Source organism: Halalkalibacter krulwichiae, assembly GCF_002109385.1.
GTDB classification, from domain to species: Bacteria; Bacillota; Bacilli; order Bacillales; family Bacillaceae_D; genus Halalkalibacter; species Halalkalibacter krulwichiae.
Window position 1 is genome coordinate 4,411,729 of the sequence record NZ_CP020814.1, and the last position, 22,735, is coordinate 4,434,463.

General features: G+C 41.8%; 27 protein-coding genes. 1 reads left to right on the forward strand and 26 read right to left on the reverse strand.

The genetic code is table 11. The annotated features are described in order from the left end of the window. Nucleotides 1–48: 48 nt before the first annotated feature. The 25 genes from BkAM31D_RS22405 to prfA all read right to left on the reverse strand — a co-directional run bounded on the left by BkAM31D_RS22405 (nucleotide 49) and on the right by prfA (nucleotide 20,543). Complete coding sequence (locus tag BkAM31D_RS22405) at nucleotides 49–450, reverse strand: F0F1 ATP synthase subunit epsilon (RefSeq protein ID WP_066154870.1); 402 nt, start codon at nucleotides 448–450, stop codon at nucleotides 49–51. A 74-nt stretch (nucleotides 451–524) separates the two neighbouring features. Next, nucleotides 525–1,937, reverse strand: coding sequence for a F0F1 ATP synthase subunit beta (atpD, locus tag BkAM31D_RS22410; protein WP_066154873.1), 1,413 nt, complete (start codon nucleotides 1,935–1,937; stop codon nucleotides 525–527). Between the two features lie 95 nt (nucleotides 1,938–2,032). Continuing rightward, complete coding sequence (atpG, locus tag BkAM31D_RS22415) at nucleotides 2,033–2,890, reverse strand: ATP synthase F1 subunit gamma (protein ID WP_066154876.1); 858 nt, start codon at nucleotides 2,888–2,890, stop codon at nucleotides 2,033–2,035. A 99-nt stretch (nucleotides 2,891–2,989) separates the two neighbouring features. Next, the gene (atpA, locus tag BkAM31D_RS22420) at nucleotides 2,990–4,501 is read right to left on the reverse strand and encodes a F0F1 ATP synthase subunit alpha (RefSeq protein WP_066154879.1); all 1,512 of its coding nucleotides are present in this window, start codon (nucleotides 4,499–4,501) and stop codon (nucleotides 2,990–2,992) included. Between the two features lie 21 nt (nucleotides 4,502–4,522). Further along, a complete protein-coding gene (locus BkAM31D_RS22425) occupies nucleotides 4,523–5,071 on the reverse strand; it encodes a F0F1 ATP synthase subunit delta (protein WP_066154882.1) in 549 nt (182 codons plus the stop codon). Then, nucleotides 5,068–5,556: a F0F1 ATP synthase subunit B gene (atpF, locus tag BkAM31D_RS22430; protein WP_066154885.1), complete on the reverse strand. Its 489-nt coding sequence runs from the start codon at nucleotides 5,554–5,556 to the stop codon at nucleotides 5,068–5,070. Before atpF ends, BkAM31D_RS22425 begins: the two co-directional genes overlap by 4 nt. 141 nt (nucleotides 5,557–5,697) lie before the next feature. Further along, the gene (gene atpE, locus BkAM31D_RS22435) at nucleotides 5,698–5,910 is read right to left on the reverse strand and encodes a F0F1 ATP synthase subunit C (RefSeq protein WP_066154889.1); all 213 of its coding nucleotides are present in this window, start codon (nucleotides 5,908–5,910) and stop codon (nucleotides 5,698–5,700) included. Nucleotides 5,911–5,993: 83 nt separating this feature from the next. After that, nucleotides 5,994–6,707 carry a F0F1 ATP synthase subunit A gene (gene atpB, locus BkAM31D_RS22440; RefSeq protein ID WP_066154891.1) on the reverse strand — a complete coding sequence of 238 codons (714 nt, stop codon included), beginning with the start codon at nucleotides 6,705–6,707 and terminating at the stop codon, nucleotides 5,994–5,996. A gap of 6 nt (nucleotides 6,708–6,713) precedes the next feature. Next, entirely contained in the window at nucleotides 6,714–7,106 is a 393-nt protein-coding gene (locus BkAM31D_RS24935) for an ATP synthase subunit I (protein WP_066154893.1), read from the reverse strand. Next, on the reverse strand, nucleotides 7,103–7,333 hold the full coding sequence (locus BkAM31D_RS22450) for an AtpZ/AtpI family protein (RefSeq protein WP_066154896.1): 231 nt from the start codon (nucleotides 7,331–7,333) through the stop codon (nucleotides 7,103–7,105). Before BkAM31D_RS22450 ends, BkAM31D_RS24935 begins: the two co-directional genes overlap by 4 nt. A gap of 238 nt (nucleotides 7,334–7,571) precedes the next feature. Beyond that, on the reverse strand, nucleotides 7,572–8,648 hold the full coding sequence (locus BkAM31D_RS24765) for a S8 family serine peptidase (protein ID WP_306807424.1): 1,077 nt from the start codon (nucleotides 8,646–8,648) through the stop codon (nucleotides 7,572–7,574). Nucleotides 8,649–8,695: 47 nt separating this feature from the next. Then, nucleotides 8,696–9,424 (reverse strand): S8 family serine peptidase, encoded by a 729-nt coding sequence (locus BkAM31D_RS23835; RefSeq protein WP_157108304.1) that lies wholly within the window; start codon nucleotides 9,422–9,424, stop codon nucleotides 8,696–8,698. An 11-nt stretch (nucleotides 9,425–9,435) separates the two neighbouring features. Next, complete coding sequence (locus tag BkAM31D_RS23840; protein WP_157108305.1) at nucleotides 9,436–9,825, reverse strand: hypothetical protein; 390 nt, start codon at nucleotides 9,823–9,825, stop codon at nucleotides 9,436–9,438. Nucleotides 9,826–9,970: 145 nt separating this feature from the next. Next, nucleotides 9,971–10,600 carry a uracil phosphoribosyltransferase gene (gene upp, locus BkAM31D_RS22460; protein WP_066155331.1) on the reverse strand — a complete coding sequence of 210 codons (630 nt, stop codon included), beginning with the start codon at nucleotides 10,598–10,600 and terminating at the stop codon, nucleotides 9,971–9,973. Nucleotides 10,601–10,837: 237 nt separating this feature from the next. Then, nucleotides 10,838–12,085 (reverse strand): serine hydroxymethyltransferase, encoded by a 1,248-nt coding sequence (gene glyA, locus BkAM31D_RS22465; protein WP_066154902.1) that lies wholly within the window; start codon nucleotides 12,083–12,085, stop codon nucleotides 10,838–10,840. Nucleotides 12,086–12,202: 117 nt separating this feature from the next. After that, nucleotides 12,203–12,769: a TIGR01440 family protein gene (locus tag BkAM31D_RS22470; RefSeq protein ID WP_157076822.1), complete on the reverse strand. Its 567-nt coding sequence runs from the start codon at nucleotides 12,767–12,769 to the stop codon at nucleotides 12,203–12,205. Between the two features lie 14 nt (nucleotides 12,770–12,783). Then, the gene (rpiB, locus tag BkAM31D_RS22475; protein ID WP_066154904.1) at nucleotides 12,784–13,221 is read right to left on the reverse strand and encodes a ribose 5-phosphate isomerase B; all 438 of its coding nucleotides are present in this window, start codon (nucleotides 13,219–13,221) and stop codon (nucleotides 12,784–12,786) included. A 225-nt stretch (nucleotides 13,222–13,446) separates the two neighbouring features. Beyond that, a complete protein-coding gene (locus BkAM31D_RS22480; protein WP_066154907.1) occupies nucleotides 13,447–14,745 on the reverse strand; it encodes a methyl-accepting chemotaxis protein in 1,299 nt (432 codons plus the stop codon). Nucleotides 14,746–14,758: 13 nt separating this feature from the next. After that, a complete protein-coding gene (locus tag BkAM31D_RS22485) occupies nucleotides 14,759–15,214 on the reverse strand; it encodes a low molecular weight protein arginine phosphatase (RefSeq protein ID WP_066155336.1) in 456 nt (151 codons plus the stop codon). A gap of 158 nt (nucleotides 15,215–15,372) precedes the next feature. Further along, complete coding sequence (locus BkAM31D_RS22490) at nucleotides 15,373–15,909, reverse strand: manganese efflux pump MntP (RefSeq protein ID WP_066154910.1); 537 nt, start codon at nucleotides 15,907–15,909, stop codon at nucleotides 15,373–15,375. A gap of 124 nt (nucleotides 15,910–16,033) precedes the next feature. Then, on the reverse strand, nucleotides 16,034–17,074 hold the full coding sequence (locus BkAM31D_RS22495; RefSeq protein WP_066154913.1) for an L-threonylcarbamoyladenylate synthase: 1,041 nt from the start codon (nucleotides 17,072–17,074) through the stop codon (nucleotides 16,034–16,036). A gap of 223 nt (nucleotides 17,075–17,297) precedes the next feature. Further along, nucleotides 17,298–17,741, reverse strand: a complete 444-nt coding sequence (locus BkAM31D_RS22500; RefSeq protein WP_066154916.1) for a GNAT family protein — start codon at nucleotides 17,739–17,741, stop codon at nucleotides 17,298–17,300. 57 nt (nucleotides 17,742–17,798) lie between these two features. Then, entirely contained in the window at nucleotides 17,799–18,434 is a 636-nt protein-coding gene (spoIIR, locus tag BkAM31D_RS22505; protein ID WP_066154919.1) for a stage II sporulation protein R, read from the reverse strand. A gap of 159 nt (nucleotides 18,435–18,593) precedes the next feature. Continuing rightward, nucleotides 18,594–19,469, reverse strand: coding sequence for a peptide chain release factor N(5)-glutamine methyltransferase (gene prmC, locus BkAM31D_RS22510; RefSeq protein WP_066154922.1), 876 nt, complete (start codon nucleotides 19,467–19,469; stop codon nucleotides 18,594–18,596). A gap of 3 nt (nucleotides 19,470–19,472) precedes the next feature. After that, nucleotides 19,473–20,543, reverse strand: a complete 1,071-nt coding sequence (gene prfA, locus BkAM31D_RS22515) for a peptide chain release factor 1 (RefSeq protein ID WP_066154925.1) — start codon at nucleotides 20,541–20,543, stop codon at nucleotides 19,473–19,475. 163 nt (nucleotides 20,544–20,706) lie between these two features. On the opposite strand from prfA, the gene BkAM31D_RS22520 reads away from it, so the two are divergent. Continuing rightward, nucleotides 20,707–22,014, forward strand: coding sequence for an FAD-dependent oxidoreductase (locus BkAM31D_RS22520; RefSeq protein ID WP_066154927.1), 1,308 nt, complete (start codon nucleotides 20,707–20,709; stop codon nucleotides 22,012–22,014). A gap of 156 nt (nucleotides 22,015–22,170) precedes the next feature. Here BkAM31D_RS22520 and BkAM31D_RS22525 read toward each other — a convergent pair whose 3' ends face one another. Then, nucleotides 22,171–22,647 (reverse strand): hypothetical protein, encoded by a 477-nt coding sequence (locus BkAM31D_RS22525; RefSeq protein WP_066154929.1) that lies wholly within the window; start codon nucleotides 22,645–22,647, stop codon nucleotides 22,171–22,173. Nucleotides 22,648–22,735: the final 88 nt, after the last annotated feature.

Below are 22,735 nucleotides of genomic sequence, written 5' to 3' on the forward strand. Positions count from 1 at the left end.
CATTAGTATTGTCTAATACTCCATGATTTATGTCTTATTTTGTCGTTTTTATTTTCCTGCTACATTTAAGCGATTCGTAGCTCGTTTTAACGCTAATTCAGCACGTTTGAAATCAATTTCATCCGCTCTTGCTGAATCAATTCGTTTTTGAGCTCTCTCTTTCGCTTCACGAGCACGGTCCACATCGATACCTGTTGGCAATTCAGCAGCCTCTGCTAAAATCGTTACTTGATCAGGGCGAACTTCAACAAATCCACCACTAACCGCTACTTTTTCTACAGTGGAGCCTTTTTTTAAGCGTACTGCCCCTACTGTTAATGGAGCAACTAACGGAATATGTTTTGGTAAGATACCTAATTCGCCCTCAATTGTGCGAACACTTACCATATCTACGTCACCGTCATACACCTTGCCATCAGGAGTTACAACACTTACTTGAATTGTTGGCATTGGAAAACCCTCCTTATAGCAATACGGGGTTTGGAAAGGAAAGGTTCTCCTTTCCTTATTTTATGCGTAATGGATTACGCCATTTGTTTTGCTTTTTCTACTACTTCCTCAATACGACCTACAAGACGGAACGCATCCTCAGGAAGGCTGTCATACTTACCTGAAAGGATTTCCTTGAAGCCTTTGATCGTTTCTTTTACTGGTACATAAGATCCAGGTTGGCCGGTGAACTGCTCAGCCACGTGGAAGTTTTGAGATAAGAAAAATTGGATACGACGTGCACGTGCAACAACCAATTTATCTTCCTCAGATAACTCGTCCATACCTAAGATCGCAATGATATCTTGTAACTCTCTATACTTTTGAAGTGTAGATTGAACTTGACGAGCCACTTCGTAATGCTCTTCTCCAACAATCTCAGGAGAAAGCGCACGTGAAGTAGACGCAAGAGGATCCACGGCAGGGTAAATACCCATCTCAGAAAGTTTACGCTCAAGGTTCGTCGTTGCATCTAAGTGAGCAAACGTCGTCGCTGGAGCTGGGTCAGTATAGTCATCGGCAGGTACATAAATCGCTTGGATTGATGTAACTGATCCAACCTTTGTTGATGTGATACGCTCTTGTAATTGACCCATTTCCGTTGCTAGTGTTGGTTGGTAACCAACGGCAGAAGGCATACGACCTAGTAGGGCCGATACTTCAGAACCTGCTTGTGTGAAACGGAAAATGTTGTCGATGAATAAAAGAACGTCCTGACCATCTTGGTCACGGAAGTGCTCAGCCATAGTAAGACCAGAAAGAGCAACACGCATACGTGCTCCAGGTGGCTCATTCATCTGACCGAATACCATCGCTGTTTTCTTAATAACGCCTGAATCTGTCATCTCATGGAAAAGGTCATTTCCTTCACGAGTACGCTCACCAACACCTGCGAATACTGAGATACCGCCGTGCTCTTGAGCGATGTTGTTGATAAGTTCTTGGATAAGAACCGTTTTACCTACACCGGCTCCTCCAAATAGACCGATCTTACCACCCTTGATGTATGGTGCAAGAAGGTCAACAACTTTAATACCTGTTTCAAGGATTTCAGTTGTTGTAGATAATTCTTCAAACTTCGGTGCTTCACGGTGAATAGGATCACGCTTCACGTCAGCTGGGATTGGATCATTTAAATCAATTGCTTCACCAAGTACGTTAAATACACGTCCAAGCGTTGCTTCACCTACAGGGACAGAGATTGCCGCGCCTGTATCAACGGCTACTGTTCCACGAACAAGTCCGTCTGTAGAATCCATCGCAATTGTACGAACGGTATTGTCACCAAGGTGCACAGCAACTTCTAGTGTTACGTTAACATCAACAGCATTAACTTCAGAGCCAACTTGCTCAACGACTAATGCATTGTTGAGTTCAGGTAGAATTCCGTTGTCGAATTTCACGTCAACAACCGGACCCATTACCTGAATAATGCGACCTTTATTCATTTTTTCGCCCTCCTATTTCTTACCAATGGGGTTTTCGTTTTATGTCCGAGTATCAGAAGACTCAGCAATTAGAACCTTCGTCCACCTAAAAAAATCTATTCAAGCGCAGCTGCTCCACCAACGATCTCCGTAATTTCTTGCGTGATCGCAGCTTGACGAGCGCGGTTGTATACTAACGTTAAATCATCAATAAGAGCCGTTGCATTGTCTGTTGCAGCGCTCATTGCCGTCATACGTGCACCAAATTCACTTGCTTTTGCATCAAGCAACGCACCGTAAATAAGGCTTTCTGCGTATTGTGGCAATAATCGTTCTAAAATGGCTTGCTCAGATGGTTCGTATTCGTACGTAGTAGTTTTCGTACCTTCTCCGATATCGGTAAGCGGCAGGAGCTTTTGCTCCGTTACCTCTTGTGTTAATGGACTTACGAAGTGGTTGTACCACACATATAGCTCATCAAACACTCCATCAGCGAACATTTCTACCGTTGTACGTGCGATATTTTTAATATCGTTGAACTCAGGTTGATCAGAAAGTCCAGTGATTTCTTGAATGATTGGAAGGTTGCGTTTTTTAAACAAATCACGTCCGATACGTCCCATAACGACAATTCCGTACTCATCTGGTGATTTATGACGTTGTTGGATTGTAGTAAGAAGCGAACGAGTCAGGCTCGCATTGTAGCCCCCAGCTAAACCACGGTCAGATGTAATGACAATATAGCCAGTTTTCTTAACCGGACGCTCTTCTAGCATCGGATGGCTTACCTCTGTCGATGAAGAAGCAATACTCGCCACAACCTCACGAATTTTCTCCGTATAAGGTAAAAATGATTGTGCATTCGTTTGAGCACGGTTCAATTTCGCAGCTGATACCATTTGCATCGCTTTTGTGATTTGCTTTGTCTTCTTCGTTGACGTAATTCGCCCTTTTATCTCTCTCATTGAAGCCATTTATTTTCACCACCTTTTCGCAAAACTAAAAGAGTTAATCTCCTGATTGGATGGTACGCAGCGAGGCAATGGCCTGTTACCTGCTGCTTGCACCATTATTTACTTACTGCTAGGAATGAAACCTTTTTTAAATTCACTAATCGCAGCTTTGAACTCATCTTCATCAGGAAGATTTCCAGTTGTGCGAATATGGTCAAGGATCTCTTTTTTGTTGTGATCAAAGTAAGTGAATAACTCTGACTCAAAACGAAGAACATCTGCAACTGGGACATCATCAATGAATCCTTTTGTTAAAGCGTAGATGATCGTTACTTGGTACTCAACTGGTTGCGGCTTATGAAGATCTTGCTTAAGAACCTCAACCGTACGTTGACCACGATCTAGTTTCGCTTGAGTTGCTTTATCTAAATCAGAACCGAACTGAGCAAATGCTTCTAGTTCACGATATGCCGCTAAGTCTAGACGCAATGTACCAGCAACTTTTTTCATTGCTTTGATTTGCGCCGATCCACCAACACGTGATACCGAAAGACCGGCATTTACCGCTGGACGAACACCTGAGTAGAATAGATCTGATTGTAAGAAGATCTGTCCATCAGTGATCGAAATTACGTTTGTTGGAATATAAGCAGATACGTCACCAGCTTGTGTTTCGATGAAAGGAAGAGCAGTGATTGACCCTCCGCCTAAAGCATCGCTTAACTTCGCTGCACGCTCAAGTAAACGAGAGTGGATGTAGAATACATCCCCTGGGAATGCCTCACGACCTGGAGGACGACGTAGTAATAATGAAAGCTCACGGTACGCAGCAGCTTGTTTTGAAAGATCATCATAAATGATTAAAACGTGCTTGCCGTTATACATGAACTCTTCACCCATTGATACCCCTGCATATGGTGCTAGGTATTGTAATGGTGCTGGGTCAGATGCACTCGCAGATACAACGATTGTGTAGTCTAGAGCACCACGCGCACGTAATGTTTCAACTAGGCCTGCCACTGTTGTTTTCTTTTGACCGATTGCAACATAGATACAAATCATATCTTGATCTTTTTGGTTTAAGATCGTATCGATTGCGATCGCCGTCTTACCTGTTTGACGGTCCCCGATGATTAACTCACGTTGTCCACGGCCAATCGGAACCATTGTGTCGATTGATTTGATACCAGTTTGAAGTGGCTCGTGTACAGACTTACGATCCATAACTCCTGGTGCTTTATATTCAATCGGACGAGTTTTAGAAGTGTTAATTGGACCTAATCCGTCAATTGGTTGACCTAGTGGGTTCACCACACGTCCAAGTAATTCTTCACCTACAGGAACTTCCATAATACGTCCAGTACGTTTTACTTCGTCTCCTTCACGGATATCCGAGTAAGGTCCTAAAATAATAATACCAATGTTGTTCTCCTCAAGGTTCTGAGCCATCCCCATAACCCCATTTGAGAATTCAAGTAGCTCACCAGCCATTACGTTTTCAAGGCCATGAGCAAGGGCGATACCGTCACCGACACGGATAACTGTACCTACATCTTGTACTTGTACATCAGACTGAAAATTTTCAATCTGCTGTTTAATGAGAGAACTAATTTCCTCTGCTTTGATGCTCATTACTTTCACCCCTATCTTCTACTAGCGTGCACCGGCAACAAGCTGACGCTCGATACGGTCAAGCTGCGCTTTAACAGTGCCGTCATATATGCGATCTCCAATACGGATCTTAATGCCTCCGATTAGATCTGAATCGACGATGTTTGTTACTTCAATTTTAGATTTTTTTACTTTTTTCGCAAAAATCTTTGCAATATGATCTTGCTCTTTTTCAGATAAAGGCTTAGCAGAATACACTTTCGCTTCAGCCAGATCTTGAGCTTCATAAGCTAAATCTTTGAATTTATTAATCATTGGTACAAGTTCATCTACGCGCTTTCTTTCCACTAAAAGCAAAACTGTATTCACAGTGATTTCACTAAGAGTTTTTGAAAAAGCCTCTTGGATAAAAACTTGTTTTTGTTGGTTAGTAACCTTTGGATGACTTAAAAGAGAAACAAATTCAGGAGTTGTTTCAAGAACTGTTTTCACAACTTGTAACTCTTCATTGACCTTTTTTAAGTCGTGTTTTTCTTTTGCAAGTTGAAATAATGCAACCGCATAACGATTCGCTACTGCTTGATTGCTCATAGCTTATCGCCTACTTCTTTAAGATAGTCTTGAACAAGAGCTTCTTGTGCTTTCTCGTCTAACTCTTTCTCAATTACTTTTGCTGCAATTAAGACAGATAGACTAGCAACTTGTTCACGTAAAGCTTGAACAGCTTGTTCTTTCTCACGTTGAATTTCAGCTAAAGCAGAGTCTTTAACGCGTTCTGCATTTTCTCTAGCTTGTTCTAAAATTTCTTGGCCTTGCTGTTCGCTTAGTTTCTTCGCTTGTTGAATAATCTCTTGCGCTTCCACTCTAGCTTTTTCAAGTTCTTTACGTTGTTGTACTATAAATTCCTCAGCCTCTTTGCGATTCTTCTCAGCTGAGTCAAGGTTTTCGTTTACGATTTGTTCACGTTTTTCCATTACACCCAATAAAGGCTTAAGTGCAAATTTATTTAGGAAAAAGAGTAGTGTTAAAAAGGCAACTAATTGATAAAGAATTGATCCCCAATTAATATCAAACACTGCGATTCACTCCTTTCTTGGATGTGAAAATATGATATTCAAACATTAGATTTTAATTTTGATACATAAGGAATGGCGAAGGTCGTTGAATCGAACTGTCGCCATTCAGAAATTGCAAGGCACGAAATGGCCTTACTAGTATTATTGGAACAATAATAAGAAAGAGATAACGATCGCGATGATCGGAACGGCCTCTGCAAGAGGAACCCCAATAAACATTAGAGTTTGAAGGGTACCTTTTAATTCAGGTTGACGAGTTACACCTTCAAGAGTTGCACGAACGATAATTGCTACTGCGAATGCTCCACCAATTGCTGCTAAACCTGCTGCAATTGCAGCTGCTAAAAATGCCATAATAAAATTTCCTCCTTAAAATTATCTTGTAGTTTTTTTTATATATTAATGTCCAAAGATAGGACGGTAGAAAACCCGAAAACTTAGTGATGCTCGACTTTATGTGCCATGTAAACCATTGCTAGCATGGCAAAGATATACGCTTGGAGCGATCCGATGAACATACCGAATGCTTGCCAAATGATGGTTGGCAGAAAGGCCCCAAAGGCTCCAATAAGTCCTGATGTTCCTAAACCAACTAATAGAATCATCAAAATCTCTTTAGCATACACGTTACCGAATAAACGCATTCCAAGTGTCAGTGTATTAGCAAATTCTTCAATAATCTTGAATGGCAATAGAAACGGTACTGGACGAACATAATCTTTCAAATATTCGCCAAATCCCTTAACCTTGATCCCATAATAATGAGTAAGAATGATAACAAGTGCTGCCATCGTAAGCGTTAAAGCTGGGTCTGAGGTTGGCGATTTCCACCATACTTCATGCGTATCCTTGTTATATATCTCAAATGGAATACCGAGCATGTTAGCAACAAATACATAAAGCAATATCGTAACAGATAGAGCAATAAATTGTCCCCCGACTTTCCAGCCCATGTTCGCTTTAATGATTCCTTTACAGAAATCAACGATCCACTCAAGGAAGTTTTGCAAACCTGAAGGGCGCATTGCTAATTGACGAGATCCGATAAAACAAATAAGAAATACAATTACGCATGTAACAGTCGTCATTAAAACTGTAGACATATTGAAGGTCAACCCAAAATACTCCCTAATGGGTGATATATGATCCATTTATTTTCACCTCTTTCTACCAGATTCAATAAGTATATCTGTCATTATAATGACATAAATCAGGGCGAACCCTGTAATGACCGCGAATAAGTGGAGTCGTTCTGGAAATGAGAGTGCTAACCATACACACAATATCGCCAACCCGATCCGGATTAAGACACCAAATGTGGAAATAAAGTAACTAAATAGCTTGTACTTTTTGATACCAGTGGCAACAGCTCCCACATATTGGGCTTTTCTGAAGACCGTTGACAGGCCTAGAAAGCTTAAAAGGAGCCCTATTGTAAGACCGAGGAAAATCGATTTATAAGTGCTAACCCAAAACCCAATCATAAAGAGCACTATGAGGATAGAGACTATTATGGTATATCGCTTCATTCTTGCTTCGAGTGACATCATTTTTTCTTACCGTCTCCTATAAAAGGTTCAATTGCTTTAAATACACCGTAGAACCCTGTACCAAGTCCCAACAACAAACATAAAATTAAGAAAAACGGCTTTGCACCAAATTGATCCCCAAGCCATAAGCCAATAAAAACTCCACCGACTGTCCCTCCAACAATATAGGAAGAAATGATAGAAACGAGCACCATAGCACGCCATGGATTACGCTTGCCATCTGTCATGAAAGCGTTCCCCCTCACAACGATTGTCGCCTGAGCTTTCCATTCGAAACTTTCAATCTTTTTTTGCCATATATGTAACCCTTATCATTATATCCTTAGTAATCGTACAATAGTGAAAACCCTGTGTCAATGCGATTTGTCATTAATTCCGCCCTTCATTTCACGTGTTCACATATCTGTCAAAAAAGCTCACAAAATTGGTCAGACCTCTCCTCTGAAACAGAAGAGGTCTGACCTTTTAATCATCATGAAGCCGTTCATCTAAAACTTGAGGCCCTACTATTATCGTGGATTCAAGCGTATCTTCCTTGCCATCTTTCCTTGCATAGATCAGAGCTTTATAGGTCCCATCTGGCACGTCCAACTTGTCCCAAACTTGCCCAACCATGCCTCGTCCGACGTTTTTCTTGACGTCTAAAAACTTGACAAACTGGAAAGTGTCTGCGTCATAAAGCGCAATTCCCATCTCTTCTGCGCCACCAGGTAAATACAATTCATAACGATATTGATCTGGCTGGTCTCCCGGCCCAAAATTAAACGCCATCGCTCTTGGATAGTCAGGTTCCTCTATAAAGAATACATACGGAACAAGAATTGGCTCCTTGCCACCTTCAATTATAATTTCGCCATGATGAGTGCCCTCCGCGAGCACTTGCGGAAATAAATCAAGATTTACTTTAACGTCTCTTTTTTCCCCTGGTTTAATGGTCGTTGAAAATGGCACTTCCCACTGCAAACCATCCGGTGCTTCAAAAGGTGGTTTTACATGATACGTTCTGGCAACATCGTCATGATTCTCAATTGTGAATGTTACCGTTCTTTTTTCTCTCGGATCATCCTTTGTATACTTTCCAAATGTTAATGCTCCAGGATAAGCAAGCGTTGTCGCTTCAACCGCTTTATCAACTTGCAGTCTTCCCGCTCCTTGCTCATATGGGTAATACGGCTCACCATCACTTTTCACTAGTTGCTTTGCCGTATTCATAAGCGCTGCTTTAATTTGGTCTGGTGTCCAATCTGGATGAGCTTGTTTCACAAGTGCTGCTGCACCAGCTACATGGGGCGCCGCCATACTTGTACCATTTAACGCAAGATAGCCTTTTGGCACCGTACTATCAATTGCCACTCCAGGAGCCACTAAATCAGGCTTCACTTCCCAAGTTTGCGTAACAGGACCTCTCGAACTAAATGGCGCAATAAAATCTTCTTCATGGCGATATATCGTTCGTACATGTTGGAAATCTTTATGTTCCTCTATTTGCTCCAGCAGCCACTCTCCATCTTCCTTTGAAATGCTGACAACCGGAAGTTCCACGCCTTGTTCTACCGCCCCAACAAAGGAACCCGGTAAATTATTGTAGATTAATACAGCTTTGGCCCTCCCTTTTGTGCAGCTTTTGCTTTCTCAGAAAAAGAAATCATCCCCCGTTTAATCAAGACTATTTTATTTTGAACGTCTAGATCTTTCCACTCTTCTTCCAATCCATAACCTGCATCGACAATCTCATAGTCCCTTTTTATCGTCCAAGGCAGCGTACCACCTATCGGATAGAGCGTTATCTCTTTATCTTGTCCCGGCACGGTAACATAAGGTGTTTTGAGCGGGGGAGCTGAGGCTCCAACTGAAATGGCTTTTGTTGATGTACCAGGTGAACCAACCGTCCACATATTCGGTCCACTATTCCCATTTGAAGTTACCGCAACGATTCCTTCTTCTACTGCTTTATCAAGCGCAACACTTGTCGGCCAATCAGGTCCATTTACCGTGTTGCCTAGTGAGAGATTAAGAACATCAACCTCATCATCAATTGCCTTTTCAATCGCTTCAATAACTTGCTCAGTCGTACCTTGCCCTCCAGGCCCTAGTGCACGATACGCATAAATATCTGCATCCGGGGCAATTCCTTTTACTTGTCCGTTTGCAGCAATAATTCCTGCAACATGGGTTCCATGTAACGTCGGCGGTCCTTGCGTAGCAACCGTCTCCATTGGATCGCGGTCATAATCAACTACATCATACCCACCTTTATAGTTCGCTTTTAAATCAGGATGGTGATAGTCAATGCCTGTATCAATTACCGCAACCTTTATTCCCTTTCCTGTTAGTTTGACCCCTTTGGATCCACCATTCCTCTTACATGATCTCCCCCTACAAACGGAACACTACTATCTAAATTCGCACTATATTCAACAATTTCATCGACTCGTTCGATTTCATTTAAGGCTTTCAGCAGTTCAACTTCACTTTCCATTAATTCAATAGAGAAGCCATTCAATGTCCTTTTAAACATTTTCCGAACCTCACTCTGCGGAAGTGCTTGAGAGACTGCTGCTACGGCCTCCTCGACTTCACCAGTTGCTGTCACAATCACAACGACTTTTTCATCTGACTGATCCAGCTCTTTCAAGGCCGGGATTTCAGGGAAAGTGGCAGCCAGACTCACATTCACATTGATGTTGCATACTACTAACATTGCTAATAAACACGCCATAACGCTTCTCATCCTTACCATCTCCCTGCCTGTTTGCATATGTTGATAGTATGTACAAAAAGTGGAGAAACATGTATGTGAGAGGGACAGCTGTGTTTGCTCAACAAAAAAAGAGACTGATCAACAGCCTCTTTTAAATAAGTAATTATTTTGTTCCAAATAAACGGTCTCCCGCATCTCCTAGACCAGGAACGATGTACCCATGGTCATTTAGCTTCTCGTCCATTGCCGCTAAATAAATGTCTACATCTGGGTGTGCTTCTTGTACAACTTGAACCCCTTCAGGAGCAGCAACTAAACACATAAGCTTCATTGTTTTGGCTCCACGCTTTTTCAAACTATTAATCGCTTCTACAGCAGATCCACCTGTCGCTAACATCGGATCAATCACAATGAATTCTCTTTCTTCTACATCTGTTGGAAGCTTTACGTAGTACTCTACTGGTTGAAGAGTTTCAGGGTCACGATATAAACCAACATGTCCGACTTTAGCTGCTGGAATCATGCGAAGAATCCCATCAACCATTCCAAGACCTGCACGTAAAATCGGAACTAGTCCTAGCTTTTTACCTGCAATTGTCTTTGCTTGCGCCGTAGCTACAGGTGTTTCAACCGTAACATCTTGTAACGGCAAATCACGTGTAATTTCGAAAGCCATTAAGCCAGCAACTTCATCTACAAGCTCGCGAAATTCTTTCGTTCCAGTTTCCTTATCTCGGATATACGTCAGTTTATGCTGAATTAGAGGGTGATCAAACACGAAAACTTTACTCATTAGCTTTTTAGCTCCTTTTAAACGATCTAATATCTCCTTCAAAATTCTACAAAAAAAGCCAAGCCTCTTCAAGCTATACTGAGAATAAGTGCCTTATTTCTTTAATTTATAATATTTTGATAACTCTTTATAGTAGTATGATTATACCTTTTCGCCATAGTTCGATAAGCACCGACAGCTTCGTTACCCTTTTCCATGTAAAGAGGCTGAACCTTTTTAAGGTTCAGCCTCACAATCTTATAGATGTGTGTACATTGGGAATTTCTTCGTTAGTTCAGCAACACGCGTGCGTGCCTCTTCTAATTTCTCTTCATTATCAACATTTTTCAATGTTAACGCAATAAGAGCCCCAATTTCATCCATTGCTTCACCATCAAGACCGCGCGACGTAACAGCTGCCGTTCCGATACGAATACCGCTCGTAACAAATGGACTTTCTGGATCAAATGGAATTGTATTTTTATTTGTTGTAATTCCTACTTCATCAAGCGCTTTTTCTGCTACTTTACCAGTAAGGTTAAGCGAACGTAGGTCCAGAAGAAGCAAGTGGTTATCTGTTCCACCTGATACTAAATTGATTCCTTCTGCTACTAATTTCTCACCTAGACGTTTTGCATTGTCAATGATTGCTTGACCATATGTTTTAAACTCAGGAGTCAATGCTTCTCCGAAAGATACAGCTTTTGCAGCAATAACGTGCATTAATGGACCACCTTGAACTCCAGGGAAAATTGATTTATCAATTTTCTTTGCGAATTCTTCATTACATAAAATCATTCCGCCACGAGGTCCACGAAGTGTTTTATGAGTAGTTGTCGTCACAAAGTGCGCATGTGGAACTGGGTTTGGATGTAAACCAGTTGCAACTAGACCAGCAATATGTGCCATATCAACCATTAAGTACGCGCCTACTTCGTCAGCAATTTCACGGAATTTCGCAAAGTCGATTTGACGAGGATATGCACTTGCACCAGCAACGATTAACTTCGGCTTATGCTCTTTCGCCAATTCACGAACGACATCATAGTCAATGTATTGTGTTTCTTTATCAACACCATACTCTACGAAATTATAAAGAACACCACTAAAGTTAACAGGACTTCCGTGTGTTAAATGTCCACCGTGCGAAAGGTTCATACCAAGAACTGTATCACCCGGCTCTAAGATCGTGAAGTATACAGCCATGTTTGCTTGTGCACCAGAGTGCGGCTGAACATTGACATGCTCTGCTCCGAAGATTTCTTTCGCACGATCACGAGCTAAATCCTCAACAATATCAACATACTCACAACCGCCATAATAACGGCGACCAGGATAACCTTCTGCATATTTATTTGTAAGTACAGATCCTTGCGCTTCCATTACTGCTGCACTAACAAAGTTTTCAGAAGCAATTAGCTCAATTTTATCACGTTGACGACCTAATTCTTGCTGCACCGCTTCAAATACTTTTGCATCTTGTTTTTGTAACGTTTCTTGATTCATCTCTATTCCCCTTCCAAACTATATCTTTCGGATTTTATACAACACAACATTCAATTCGCTTTTATCTTAACACAATTGCACTTTCATTTCCGTACAATTTTTCAAAAAAAATATTTTTTATTCATGTTCTTGCAATTTTTCATAAACAGCACGCATGCCGCCGATTAGCTTCGGACGGGTAAAAGCTAAAGTCACATGTGCCTCTCCAAGCTTTTTTACTTCACTGCGTAAAGGTACCGCGACCTTTTTCAAATGCATCCCAATTAAGGTGTTGCCAATATCTATCCCTACATCAGCTTGAATCGCTTCCACTAAGACAGGATTGTTCATTTTTCGATAAGCGTAGGCCGCCATCGCACCACCCGCTTTTCGAATAGGAACTGCCGCAACCACTTCCGCACGATCATTTCGTGCCGTTTCCTTTTCGACAACCAATGCACGATTTAAATGTTCGCAGCATTGAAATGCTAATTTCATACCTGTTTTCTCTTTCTTCTTCGCAAGCACTTGGTAGATCGCTTCAGCAATTTCATTCGAGCCATTTGTTCCAATGTGATGACCTGCTACCTCACTCGTGCTTGTCCCAATAACGAGTAACGTATCCTCTGTGAGTGGATAGGCTGCATCTAAATCATCGAGCAATTGATTAAGTTGCTCTTGAATCGTTTTAATTGGCAAATCCATCCCTTTGCCTCCTTTTACGCTTCGTAACTTGTAATCTTATTCACACGATTCGCGTGACGTCCACCTTCAAATTCTGTTTCTAGCCAAATTCGCGCTATTTCACGAGCTAGCCCAGCACCAATTACTCTTTCTCCCATCGCTAATACATTTGTATCATTATGTTCGCGCGTTGCTTTTGCACTAAATGTATCATGTGCCAATGCACAACGAATTCCTTTTACTTTATTAGCTGCAATTGACATTCCAATACCTGTTCCACAAATTAAAATGCCACGATCAAATTCCCCGCTAGCTACTTTTTCAGCTACTGGTACAGCATAGTCAGGGTAATCCACCGATGTACTACATTCACAACCAAAATCCTCATACGGAATTTGCAGCTCATCCATTAACTTTTTGATTTCTTCCCTAATATTGATTCCACCATGATCTGAAGCAATTGCTACTTTCACTGTAGACCCTCCTTAAATTTCGTTTATGTATTTGATTCGCACTTACTATTATAGTAAGAAAATTTTCTCGAGATAATGATTCGATGACTTGGACCCGTGGCGACGGCTTCGCTCACTGCGCGCCTTTTAGGAGAAGGGCACTCCTAAATGGCTTAAAAGATGCAGTGGCTTCGCTCGTCGCTTCGAGATAACAAGAAAAAAGGTAAAGTTCGACCTTTTTTCTTGTTATCTCTCAAATCTCCCTATCGTTTCTTTTAAGCTTTTTGCTTGGTTCGATAGGGATCGGGTTAGGTGTTGGATGTCTTTGAGTGTGTTGCCTTGTTGCTCGGTCATTGCTGAGATTTCAGTTGATCCTGCTGATGTTTGTTCGGCGATGGCTGCTACTTCTTGTGATTGGCTTGTTGTGTCTTTCATCAAGTTCATTTGGCGGTCGACCATTGATGAGATATCTGTGATATAGTCAGCAACTTCGTGAACGGATCTTTCCACTTCCCCAATCGCTTGTGTAGCTTGCGTACCTTGTTCTGATTGTTTCATAGCTGTCTTCACTTGACCATCAATTTGCAATGTGGCATTTTCGACTTCTATTTGAATGTTATGAATCAGGCCGGAGATGCCTTTTACTGCTGTTGAGCTTTCGTCAGCTAATTTCCGAACTTCATTGGCTACAACCGCAAAACCTTTGCCATGCTCTCCAGCTCGCGCTGCTTCAATTGAAGCATTCAAGGCTAGCAAATTCGTCTGCCGTGCAATATCTCCGACAAGCGAAGTGATCTCGCCAACTTCGCTTGCTTGTTTCTTTAAACGCTCAACAGCTAAGAGCGACTGTTCATTATCACTTGCAAGCTTTTTAATTCCTTCCACCAATGAATCAACAACCATGCGGCTTTCCTTTAGTGTTTGCACCATTCCTTGTGAAGAAACCTTTGATTCATTTGCTCGGTCTTGGACTTGCGTTGCAAGCTCTGTAACTTCTTCCATTGATTCTGCTGTCGTTTGAATAGCACTAGCTGTATTTTCTGCACCTAGAGCAATTTCATCCATTGTTGCTTCAATTTGGTTCGCTTTCGTTGCAGCAAGTTCCGAGGCTCCGCTTAGTTCTTCTACCTTTTGATTCGTCCGCTCGAAGTTATCATCAATGTCTTTGACCATTGCGCGCAAGCTTGAAAGCATTTCGTTGTAAGCCAACCCGAGTGCACGAATTTCATCATCCGACTTTGAAACGATTACCTCTTCTCTCAAATCACCATCAGCTGCTCTTCTTGCCGCTTGTTCTAACTCATGCAAAGGTTTAGATATGAAAGGAGCCGCTAGATAGCCTAATACCCCACTCCAGAAAACACCTTTTAGTAAAGTAAATGCAATGATTCCATTGCTTGTTAACCCAAACATTCCTTGTAGAAAGTCCGCTAAAAAAAAGATAAAAATAGCACTAAAACCAAATGTCACAACAGCTAGTCCACTAACACCAATGACTAACTTTTTCCGAATGCTGCTTTTATAGCTTGGCTGTCCCCCTGCCATCTCTACACCTCTTCTACGATTCTTCCTTAAGCTTCTTCGTCAGCCGCGTTAAGCTCTCTTCAATTTCTACTGCTGTTTGTCTGTATGCTTCGATTGGTCCGCCAATCGGATCAGCAATGTCAAAGTGGCCCACATCTGGATCAACGAATTCTTTTAACGTGAACAAATAGTCGCTTACATGAGGGTAAAATGTTTGTAGCATTTGTTTATGAGAATGTGTCATCGTTAAAATGAGATCTGCCCACTCAAGTAACTCTTCTGTTACATGCTGCGCACGATGTTCCTCTGCCGTATCAATTCCTTTTTCGGCTAAGACAGCTAGCGTCCCTTCTGAAGCAGGACTGTTTGGAAAAGCTTGTACCCCTGCAGACTTCACCTCAATCTCTTCGCCTGCACGCGAACGTAAAAGAGCTTCTGCCATTGGACTTCTGCACGTATTCCCCGTACATACAAACAGAATGTTCGTCATATCATTCACACGTCCTTCCTTTTAAAAAAACATACGAGCTGTTCAAATAAACAACGCCTATTCCTATTATTCATCTAACCAACACTTTCCTTATTTACCTTCTCTTTTTTACAAATTTATCTTATCATATTGACTTTCAAAACGGTACAAAGCAATACTTAGAAAATCAACTTCAAGCCAAAGCCAATGAGAATACATCCACCTAGTAATTCTCCGTACGACCCAATGTATTTCTGAAACCTAGCCCCAATTAGCAAGCCAACCCACGATAAGACCATGCTCATAAAGCCAATCATTAACACAGTCAGCGCGGTCTTTGCCCCTAAAATCCCAAAGCTAAGCCCTGCAGAAAAGCTATCAAGGCTAACTCCAACCGCAAATAAAATTAAGCCAAAACCAATCAGCTCTAATGAACTTTCCTCTTCTGATTGAAAAGAAGCCCACACCATTTGTAAGCCAATGATTAACAGAAGGCCACCTCCAATATAAGTAGCAATCATGCCAAAGTAATTCGATAAAAGCTTCCCTGTTAACATCCCAAAGAGCGGCATGACAATGTGAAATAACCCGATTGTTACACCTATATGAAAGATTTGTCTTAGTCTTAATCCTAGCATTCCCATCCCTAATGCGACGGAAAAAGCATCCATTCCTAATGCACTTGCCATTAAAAAAAGTGTCACTAACTCGCTCATCGCCTACCACTCCTAAGAACATGCTACTCCAATGTATGCACGTCCAAAAGAAAATAGACAGCCTAATTAACAAGGCGTCTCAAAGAGTCGAAAATAGACTTTTTGAAACGCCCGATGATCACTTTTATAAAATCTGGCCACCTGCGGCTTTTTCAAGCCGATTCATAATTGCAATCCCTAATTCTTCATTTGGAAATGTTTCTGAAAAAATAATTTCCGCTTCCTCTAAATCAAACTTACGTAAACTCTCATACAAATGATTCGCAACCGATCTAAGATCATCTCTTTTTCCACAGCTAACCACAACGTCAGCTTCATACTTATCTCTGTTCTCTTCTGTCGTTAAGACCCCTGTACGTTTGCCACTTGCCTTCGCCTCTGCAAGTAGACGAACAAGCTTCTTTTGATCTTGTACTAACACAAAAGAGCCATTCGGAGAATAGTGGGTGTACTTCATACCCGGAGACATCGGGATTTCCTCTTTCGATATTAAAGACGGATCGACTTTAATCGGTCCAACAATAGCTTCAATTTCAGTAATAGTCGCTCCCCCAGGACGATATAAGACAGGTACGTCCTTGGTACAATCGAGTACGGTTGATTCCAAACCTACCCCTGTTTGTCCTCCATCCAAAATCGCAGCAATTCGCCCTTGCAAATCATGATAAACATGCTCACCACTCGTTGGACTTGGTTTTCCTGAAAGATTCGCACTCGGTGCAGCAACAGGAACACCCGCATCCCTCAATAGCTCTAAAGCAACAGGATGATTTGGCATACGAACCGCGACTGTGTCAAGACCAGCTGTTACACTTTCTGCAACTGATTGTTTCTTTTTTAAGATAATCGTTAACGGACCTGGCCAGAAATGTTTAATCAACTGTTGGGCAACCTGTGGGACTTCTTCAACAAGCTCACTTAATTGAGAAGTATCTGCAATATGAACGATTAGCGGGTTATCACTCGGCCTTCCCTTCGCTTCAAAAATCTTTTTTACCGCAGCTTCCTCCAACGCATTGGCCCCGAGACCATAAACCGTTTCTGTCGGGAAGGCAACAACCTCTCCTTTTTTTATCCACAGGGCTGCATCCTTGATAAATTGTCTTTGTTTTTCATACTCCCAAAACTTATCCACAATCCAAAATTCAGTTTGTTTATAACTCACGATTCATCGCTCCTAACTCTTCCATTTTGCAAGTGATGTCAAACGATGTCAATAAAAGAGTAAAAAATCGACATATCCCCTACTATTTCAGTAGTTTACACCTTAACTCTCATAAAAACACTTCCTTTGTTCGACAATGTTCTTATCTATGACAACAAAAAAGTTGTCCACAACCGTGGACAACCTGTAGATAACTTTGGTTACTTATCCAGTTATCAACAACCTATTCCAATAATGAACAGGCCCAAACCTTCACATCCGCTTTAGCATTTCTTTGAAAATGTGGAGAACTTTTTATAGAATGCGGAACATCACTCTTGTCCATCTCACGGAAACCAAGTTGATGGAACAAAGCATTAGTCCCCTTTGCACATAAATAGACCGTCTCCATATTTTGTTCCTCTGCATATTTCAATGTTAGCTGCAGGAATTCCAAACTTAAGCTCGCATTCCAAATAGGTGAATCTAAAACGAGTGAGCGGAGCAATCCTTCCGTCTCATATTGCTCAACGCCAACCGTTCCAATTAGAGTTTGGTTCTCATCTTCAACAACGAGAAAGCTCTTAATATATTGCTCTATTCCTTCATCTCTTAGTCCTGCTTTTGCAACCAGTCGTTGAATTTTTAACATATCGTTCGTTTTCGCTTTTCGAACAACAATCCCCATAAGCTCCACCCTTTCACACAATTTCCTTACTTCATATGTATGTGGAGCTTGTACCAATTATGCCTTTTCTGATGAAAAGATACGATCCATAATAGAAGAGAATAGTTCAACTACGAAAAATGACACTTCAATGTCTTCCTCTGATTCTGTTTGCTCTGACTCTGCAGCATTTACCGATGTTGCTTCATCTGTCGCTTCACCATTAGCCATATCTAAGAAACAAAGCGGAGGAAATAGGACACACCACCAGTTTTCTCCTTTTCCTTCACCTAGTGTAATCAACACCGCATCATACAAACCTGCTGGATAAACGATATTTCCATATAACTTCGTCGGAAATTGAACTTCCGAGAAACTTACTTCATAAGTTTGGGTTAAACCCATTTTCGCTAATTCACTTTCGACGATGTCTTCTATCATTGCTAGATTTCCTTCAATCGTTGCTTTCGCATCGTCTAAATCTCTTAGATCGACAACCATTTCTGTGATAGCTTCATTGACACGATCACGAATATCACGCTTTAACGCTTGATCGCGAATCGAATCACTATTCGCTAATATACGTAAGCGAATCGCCTCTTCTTGGCTCACTTCTTGGTGAAGCGAAGCAACAGCAACTGCACTTTGTGACTCCCAGCTCATTAACACTACAAATAAAGAGAATAATAGATATATAATAACATTTGGTTTCATATTTGATAGCACCGCCCTTTCATAAAATCATTGTGGACAGGACGGTGAATCTTTAAACCTATTAAATAAACTTTTTTAAAAAATTAATCATAGCAATGATAGATTCGGCGTTTCGATGTTGATGCCGGTTCGAGCAAGCTTGCTCGAACCGGCTCTATTTTAAATCGCTCTCACTGTCATATTGCCAAAAGCAGATACCATTCGCTCTTTCCCGTTAATATCCACTTTAATCTCTGTTATTGCATTAGGAAAAACATCTGCAAGCATCTTTCTCACGACTTCAGCTTGACCGACACCTACTTCAAAAGCAACAATCCCTGTTTCATTTAACACTTTAGGAAGCTCTTCCATAAAGCGACGATACAAATCAAGGCCATCTTCGCCCCCAAATAAAGCAAGGTGTGGTTCATGATCGCGGACATGCGTCATTAATGTTTTCGCATCTGTTAAAGGAATATAAGGCGGATTCGAGACGACAACGTCTACTTTCTGCTTGACTTTTATCAAAGGTTGCAACAAATCACCATGAGTAAACGTCACATTTGCACCAAGCTTGTTGCCATTTCGATTCGCAACAGTCAGCGCATCAGAAGAAATATCAATTGCACGTACGTCAATTGTAGGATCCTCTAGGGCAAGTGTAATCGATATTGCGCCACTTCCCGTCCCAACATCTACTAACTTGATCGGCCGAGTATGAAAGATTGCTTTTTTTCGTTCTAATACCTGAACAACAAGTTCTTCCGTTTCCGGTCTTGGTATAAGGACATGTTCATTGACTTCAAACCGTCTTCCAAAAAACTCCTCATACCCGATAATATGTTGAACTGGAATTCCACTTGCATGCCGGTTCAAATCTTCATTCAATCTTAGAAAGATGTCTTCTGCTAGCGGCTCGCGCAAACTCATCAATAACTGCGTTCGGCTCATTTGTAAATAATGTCTTAGCAACCACTCTGCTACTGGCTGCTCAAGTTCTCGTTCTGCTAAAAAAGAAGAAGCCCAATTGAGGGCCTCTTGTATTGTTTTATTCATCACTTAATCTTCTGCCCTTTGCATCGCTTCTGCTTGCTCTTCGACGATGAGAGCATCAATGATTTCATCAAGCTTCCCTTGCAAAATTTGCTCGAGCTTTTGCAGAGTTAAGCCGATGCGGTGATCTGTCACACGACTTTGCGGGAAGTTATACGTACGAATACGCTCAGAACGGTCACCCGTTCCAACTGCCAGCTTACGGTTTTGATCATATTCCGCTTGAACTTCGCGGTTAATCTTATCAAAAACACGCGCACGAAGAACCTTCATCGCTTTTTCCTTGTTCTTAATTTGCGACTTCTCATCTTGACATGATACAACCGTCCCTGTCGGTAAGTGCGTTAAACGAACAGCTGACATCGTCGTATTAACACTCTGTCCACCTGGTCCACTAGAAGCAAACGTATCAACACGAATGTCTTTGTCGTGAATTTCCACTTCAACTTCTTCCGCTTCTGGTAAAACAGCTACCGTTGCTGTTGATGTATGAATACGGCCACCAGACTCTGTTGTCGGTACACGTTGCACACGATGAGCACCGTTCTCATACTTAAGCTTCGAATAAGCACCTGCACCATTCACGCTGAAAATGATCTCTTTAAATCCACCAAGTTCTGTTGCCGTTGACTCAATTACATCAACTTTCCAACCTTGAGCTTCCGCAAAACGGCTGTACATTTTATAAAGATCACTCGCAAATAACTGTGCTTCATCGCCACCAGCTGCTCCTCGAATTTCAACGATAACGTTTTTGTCATCATTCGGGTCTTTCGGCAAGAGAAGAATTTTCAAGCGAGCTTCAAGCTCCTCAATACGAGTAGACAATTCATCAATTTCTTCTTTTACCATTGCATACATTTCATCATCAAGCTTTTCTTCAAGCATCGCTTTTGCGTCTTTATGTTGTTCCGCCGCTTCTTTGTATTCACGATACGTTTCGACGGTTTCCTGAAGGTCTGATTGCTCTTTAGAGTATTCTCTTAATCTCTTGGAATCATTTATAACATCCGGGTCACTAAGTAATTCGTTCAGACGATCATAACGATCCTCTAATGATTGTAAACGGTCTAACACGGCTTTTCACCTCATTAAGATTTCCAGTGTATAACATTCTAATTATAGTATACCAATGAATGCTGGTCAATGTGAGTCACACTATAGTCTTCCCAAAAACGTACGATCCAAACTTTTGAAATTTCCAAAAGTGGGTAAAGTATCTGTATAAGGAGTGAGGTATATGAGATATGTGATTATTGGTGGCGACGCAGCCGGAATGAGTGCTGCGATGCAAATTGTTCGTGCAGACCAGAAGGCAAAAGTGACAACTCTAGAAATGGGAGAGGTCTATTCGTATGCCCAGTGCGGACTCCCTTATGTTGTCGGTGGAGTCATTGACTCTTTTGATTCACTAATTGCCCGTGATGTCGAAACATTTCGTAGCAAATACGGAATTGATGCCCGCGTGAACCACGAGGTAACTGCCGTAGATGTCGAAAAACAAACGGTCTCTGGCAATGGGTTTTCCGTCGATTACGATAAATTGCTAATTGCAACAGGCGCTAGTCCGATCGTCCCTCCATGGGATGGAGTTGAGTTAGCTGGTATTCACACGGTGAAAACCATTCCAGATACAAAGGCGCTAGTTGAGGATTTAAAAGACGCAGAACGTATAGTTGTTGTAGGTGGAGGGTACATCGGACTCGAGATGGCTGAGAATTTCGCTCAGCTAGGGAAAAAGGTGACGATGATTGAGCGTAACCCAAGGCTTGCTGGTATTTTTGACCCAGAGTTATCGGAGAATGTACATGTAGAAGCGAAAAAGCACGGAATCGAATTACGTTTTGAGGAATCGGTAGAAGCATTTGCAGGCAAGGAGCGTGTAACAGAAGTTGTAACCGATAAAGGCCGAATTGATGCTGACTTAGTCGTTATCGCAATCGGGGTGCGCCCTAACACATCTTTCTTAGATGGAACAGGCATTCATTTATCTGGAAATGGCGCGATTAAGGTCGATGCTTTTATGAAGACAAACGTTGAGAACATTTTTGCAGCCGGAGATTGTGCGACCCAATATCACCGGGTAAAGGAGCGCGATGATTACATTCCACTTGGAACACATGCTAATAAACAAGGACGCTTAGCTGGATGTTCAATGATTGGCAAGCCTCGGCCTTTCCAAGGAATTGTTGGAACTTCTGTCATTAAATTTTTCGAAATCACGCTCGGCAGAACCGGTTTGTCTGAAGCAGAAATAGAGGAACTTGGTTATCCATATAAGACGATTGAAGCTAGCATCCCTCATATCGCCGGCTATTACCCCGAGCCGAAAAAACTGGATATTCGCTTAAGTTATCATGCTGAGACAGAGCAACTACTAGGTGGTCAAATTATCGGCAAGGAAGGCGTTGATAAGCGAATAGATGTGTTAGCAACCGCTTTGTTTCACCGAATGCGGATATCCGAGCTTGAAGACCTAGATTTAGCATATGCCCCTCCTTATAACGGTGTATGGGATCCTATTCAGCAGGTGGCGCGGCGGAAGTAGGTGCGAAAAGCCAGTATCTATTTCCTAATCTTAAACATTTCCCAGGACATAATTCGACAGCCTGCGTCACTTTCCTATAAAAAAGCCTGATACGAGTCAGCTTCCTCGTATCAGGCTACCATGTGGAAAAGGCTTTATCGCGTCTTCGCCACCCTATTAGTTATTCTTATCTTCCCTTACATGTACTTGATAACGAGGCACTTCTTGAAGAAGGGCTCTCTTCACTTTCCCCATCTCTTTCTTCTTGTCTTCTTCATTTAAATCAGCCGGTGGAGTCACATTAACAAAAGCATGACTACCAGCAATAATAACCATTCCAGCTTTCATCCCATGCTCATCTTCAATTATATGGTGAATCAGCTGTTGATCGTTTTCTAACGTTCGTCGCGAGCTTTGCGGGGTAATATAACTCGTCCCTCGATTCAGCTCACTTTCTTGAATCGTCGTGACATGTTTTCGATTATAGCTAGTCTTTGCTAACGGACCCATTCCTAAGCCATAATCACCCATTGTATAAGCCGTCCTCTCGCCTTGGGCTTGTATTTGATTGCCCGCTTGCGGTGGATTCGGGTCAGTACAGCCAGTAACAAGCAGCATTCCTACAGCTAAACCACTTAGCCATATTTTCTTCATTGTAGAGCACCTCCATGTTACCAAAATCAAGCTGCACTTATAGTATGTCCAGTCCACTTTTGAATTCGGCTGTTAGTTTTGCCCATAC

Excerpts from the sequence above, each read along its gene's own strand:
- atpB (WP_066154891.1), bottom strand. The coding sequence starts at position 6,707 with ATGGATCATATATCACCCATTAGGGAGTATTTTGGGTTGACCTTCAAT.
- spoIIR (WP_066154919.1), bottom strand. The coding sequence starts at position 18,434 with ATGAAACCAAATGTTATTATATATCTATTATTCTCTTTATTTGTAGTG.
- atpA (WP_066154879.1), bottom strand. The coding sequence starts at position 4,501 with ATGAGCATCAAAGCAGAGGAAATTAGTTCTCTCATTAAACAGCAGATT.
- BkAM31D_RS22500 (WP_066154916.1), bottom strand. The coding sequence starts at position 17,741 with ATGGGGATTGTTGTTCGAAAAGCGAAAACGAACGATATGTTAAAAATT.
- BkAM31D_RS24935 (WP_066154893.1), bottom strand. The coding sequence starts at position 7,106 with ATGATGTCACTCGAAGCAAGAATGAAGCGATATACCATAATAGTCTCT.
- BkAM31D_RS22470 (WP_157076822.1), bottom strand. The coding sequence starts at position 12,769 with ATGGATTTGCCAATTAAAACGATTCAAGAGCAACTTAATCAATTGCTC.
- BkAM31D_RS22525 (WP_066154929.1), bottom strand. The coding sequence starts at position 22,647 with ATGAAGAAAATATGGCTAAGTGGTTTAGCTGTAGGAATGCTGCTTGTT.
- glyA (WP_066154902.1), bottom strand. The coding sequence starts at position 12,085 with ATGAATCAAGAAACGTTACAAAAACAAGATGCAAAAGTATTTGAAGCG.
- BkAM31D_RS22520 (WP_066154927.1), top strand. The coding sequence starts at position 20,707 with ATGAGATATGTGATTATTGGTGGCGACGCAGCCGGAATGAGTGCTGCG.
- BkAM31D_RS22490 (WP_066154910.1), bottom strand. The coding sequence starts at position 15,909 with ATGAGCGAGTTAGTGACACTTTTTTTAATGGCAAGTGCATTAGGAATG.
- BkAM31D_RS22480 (WP_066154907.1), bottom strand. The coding sequence starts at position 14,745 with ATGGCAGGGGGACAGCCAAGCTATAAAAGCAGCATTCGGAAAAAGTTA.
- BkAM31D_RS23840 (WP_157108305.1), bottom strand. The coding sequence starts at position 9,825 with ATGGCGTGTTTATTAGCAATGTTAGTAGTATGCAACATCAATGTGAAT.
- BkAM31D_RS22405 (WP_066154870.1), bottom strand. The coding sequence starts at position 450 with ATGCCAACAATTCAAGTAAGTGTTGTAACTCCTGATGGCAAGGTGTAT.
- BkAM31D_RS22485 (WP_066155336.1), bottom strand. The coding sequence starts at position 15,214 with ATGACGAACATTCTGTTTGTATGTACGGGGAATACGTGCAGAAGTCCA.
- prmC (WP_066154922.1), bottom strand. The coding sequence starts at position 19,469 with ATGAATAAAACAATACAAGAGGCCCTCAATTGGGCTTCTTCTTTTTTA.
- BkAM31D_RS22450 (WP_066154896.1), bottom strand. The coding sequence starts at position 7,333 with ATGACAGATGGCAAGCGTAATCCATGGCGTGCTATGGTGCTCGTTTCT.
- atpG (WP_066154876.1), bottom strand. The coding sequence starts at position 2,890 with ATGGCTTCAATGAGAGAGATAAAAGGGCGAATTACGTCAACGAAGAAG.
- atpE (WP_066154889.1), bottom strand. The coding sequence starts at position 5,910 with ATGGCATTTTTAGCAGCTGCAATTGCAGCAGGTTTAGCAGCAATTGGT.
- atpD (WP_066154873.1), bottom strand. The coding sequence starts at position 1,937 with ATGAATAAAGGTCGCATTATTCAGGTAATGGGTCCGGTTGTTGACGTG.
- upp (WP_066155331.1), bottom strand. The coding sequence starts at position 10,600 with ATGAGTAAAGTTTTCGTGTTTGATCACCCTCTAATTCAGCATAAACTG.
- BkAM31D_RS22425 (WP_066154882.1), bottom strand. The coding sequence starts at position 5,071 with ATGAGCAATCAAGCAGTAGCGAATCGTTATGCGGTTGCATTATTTCAA.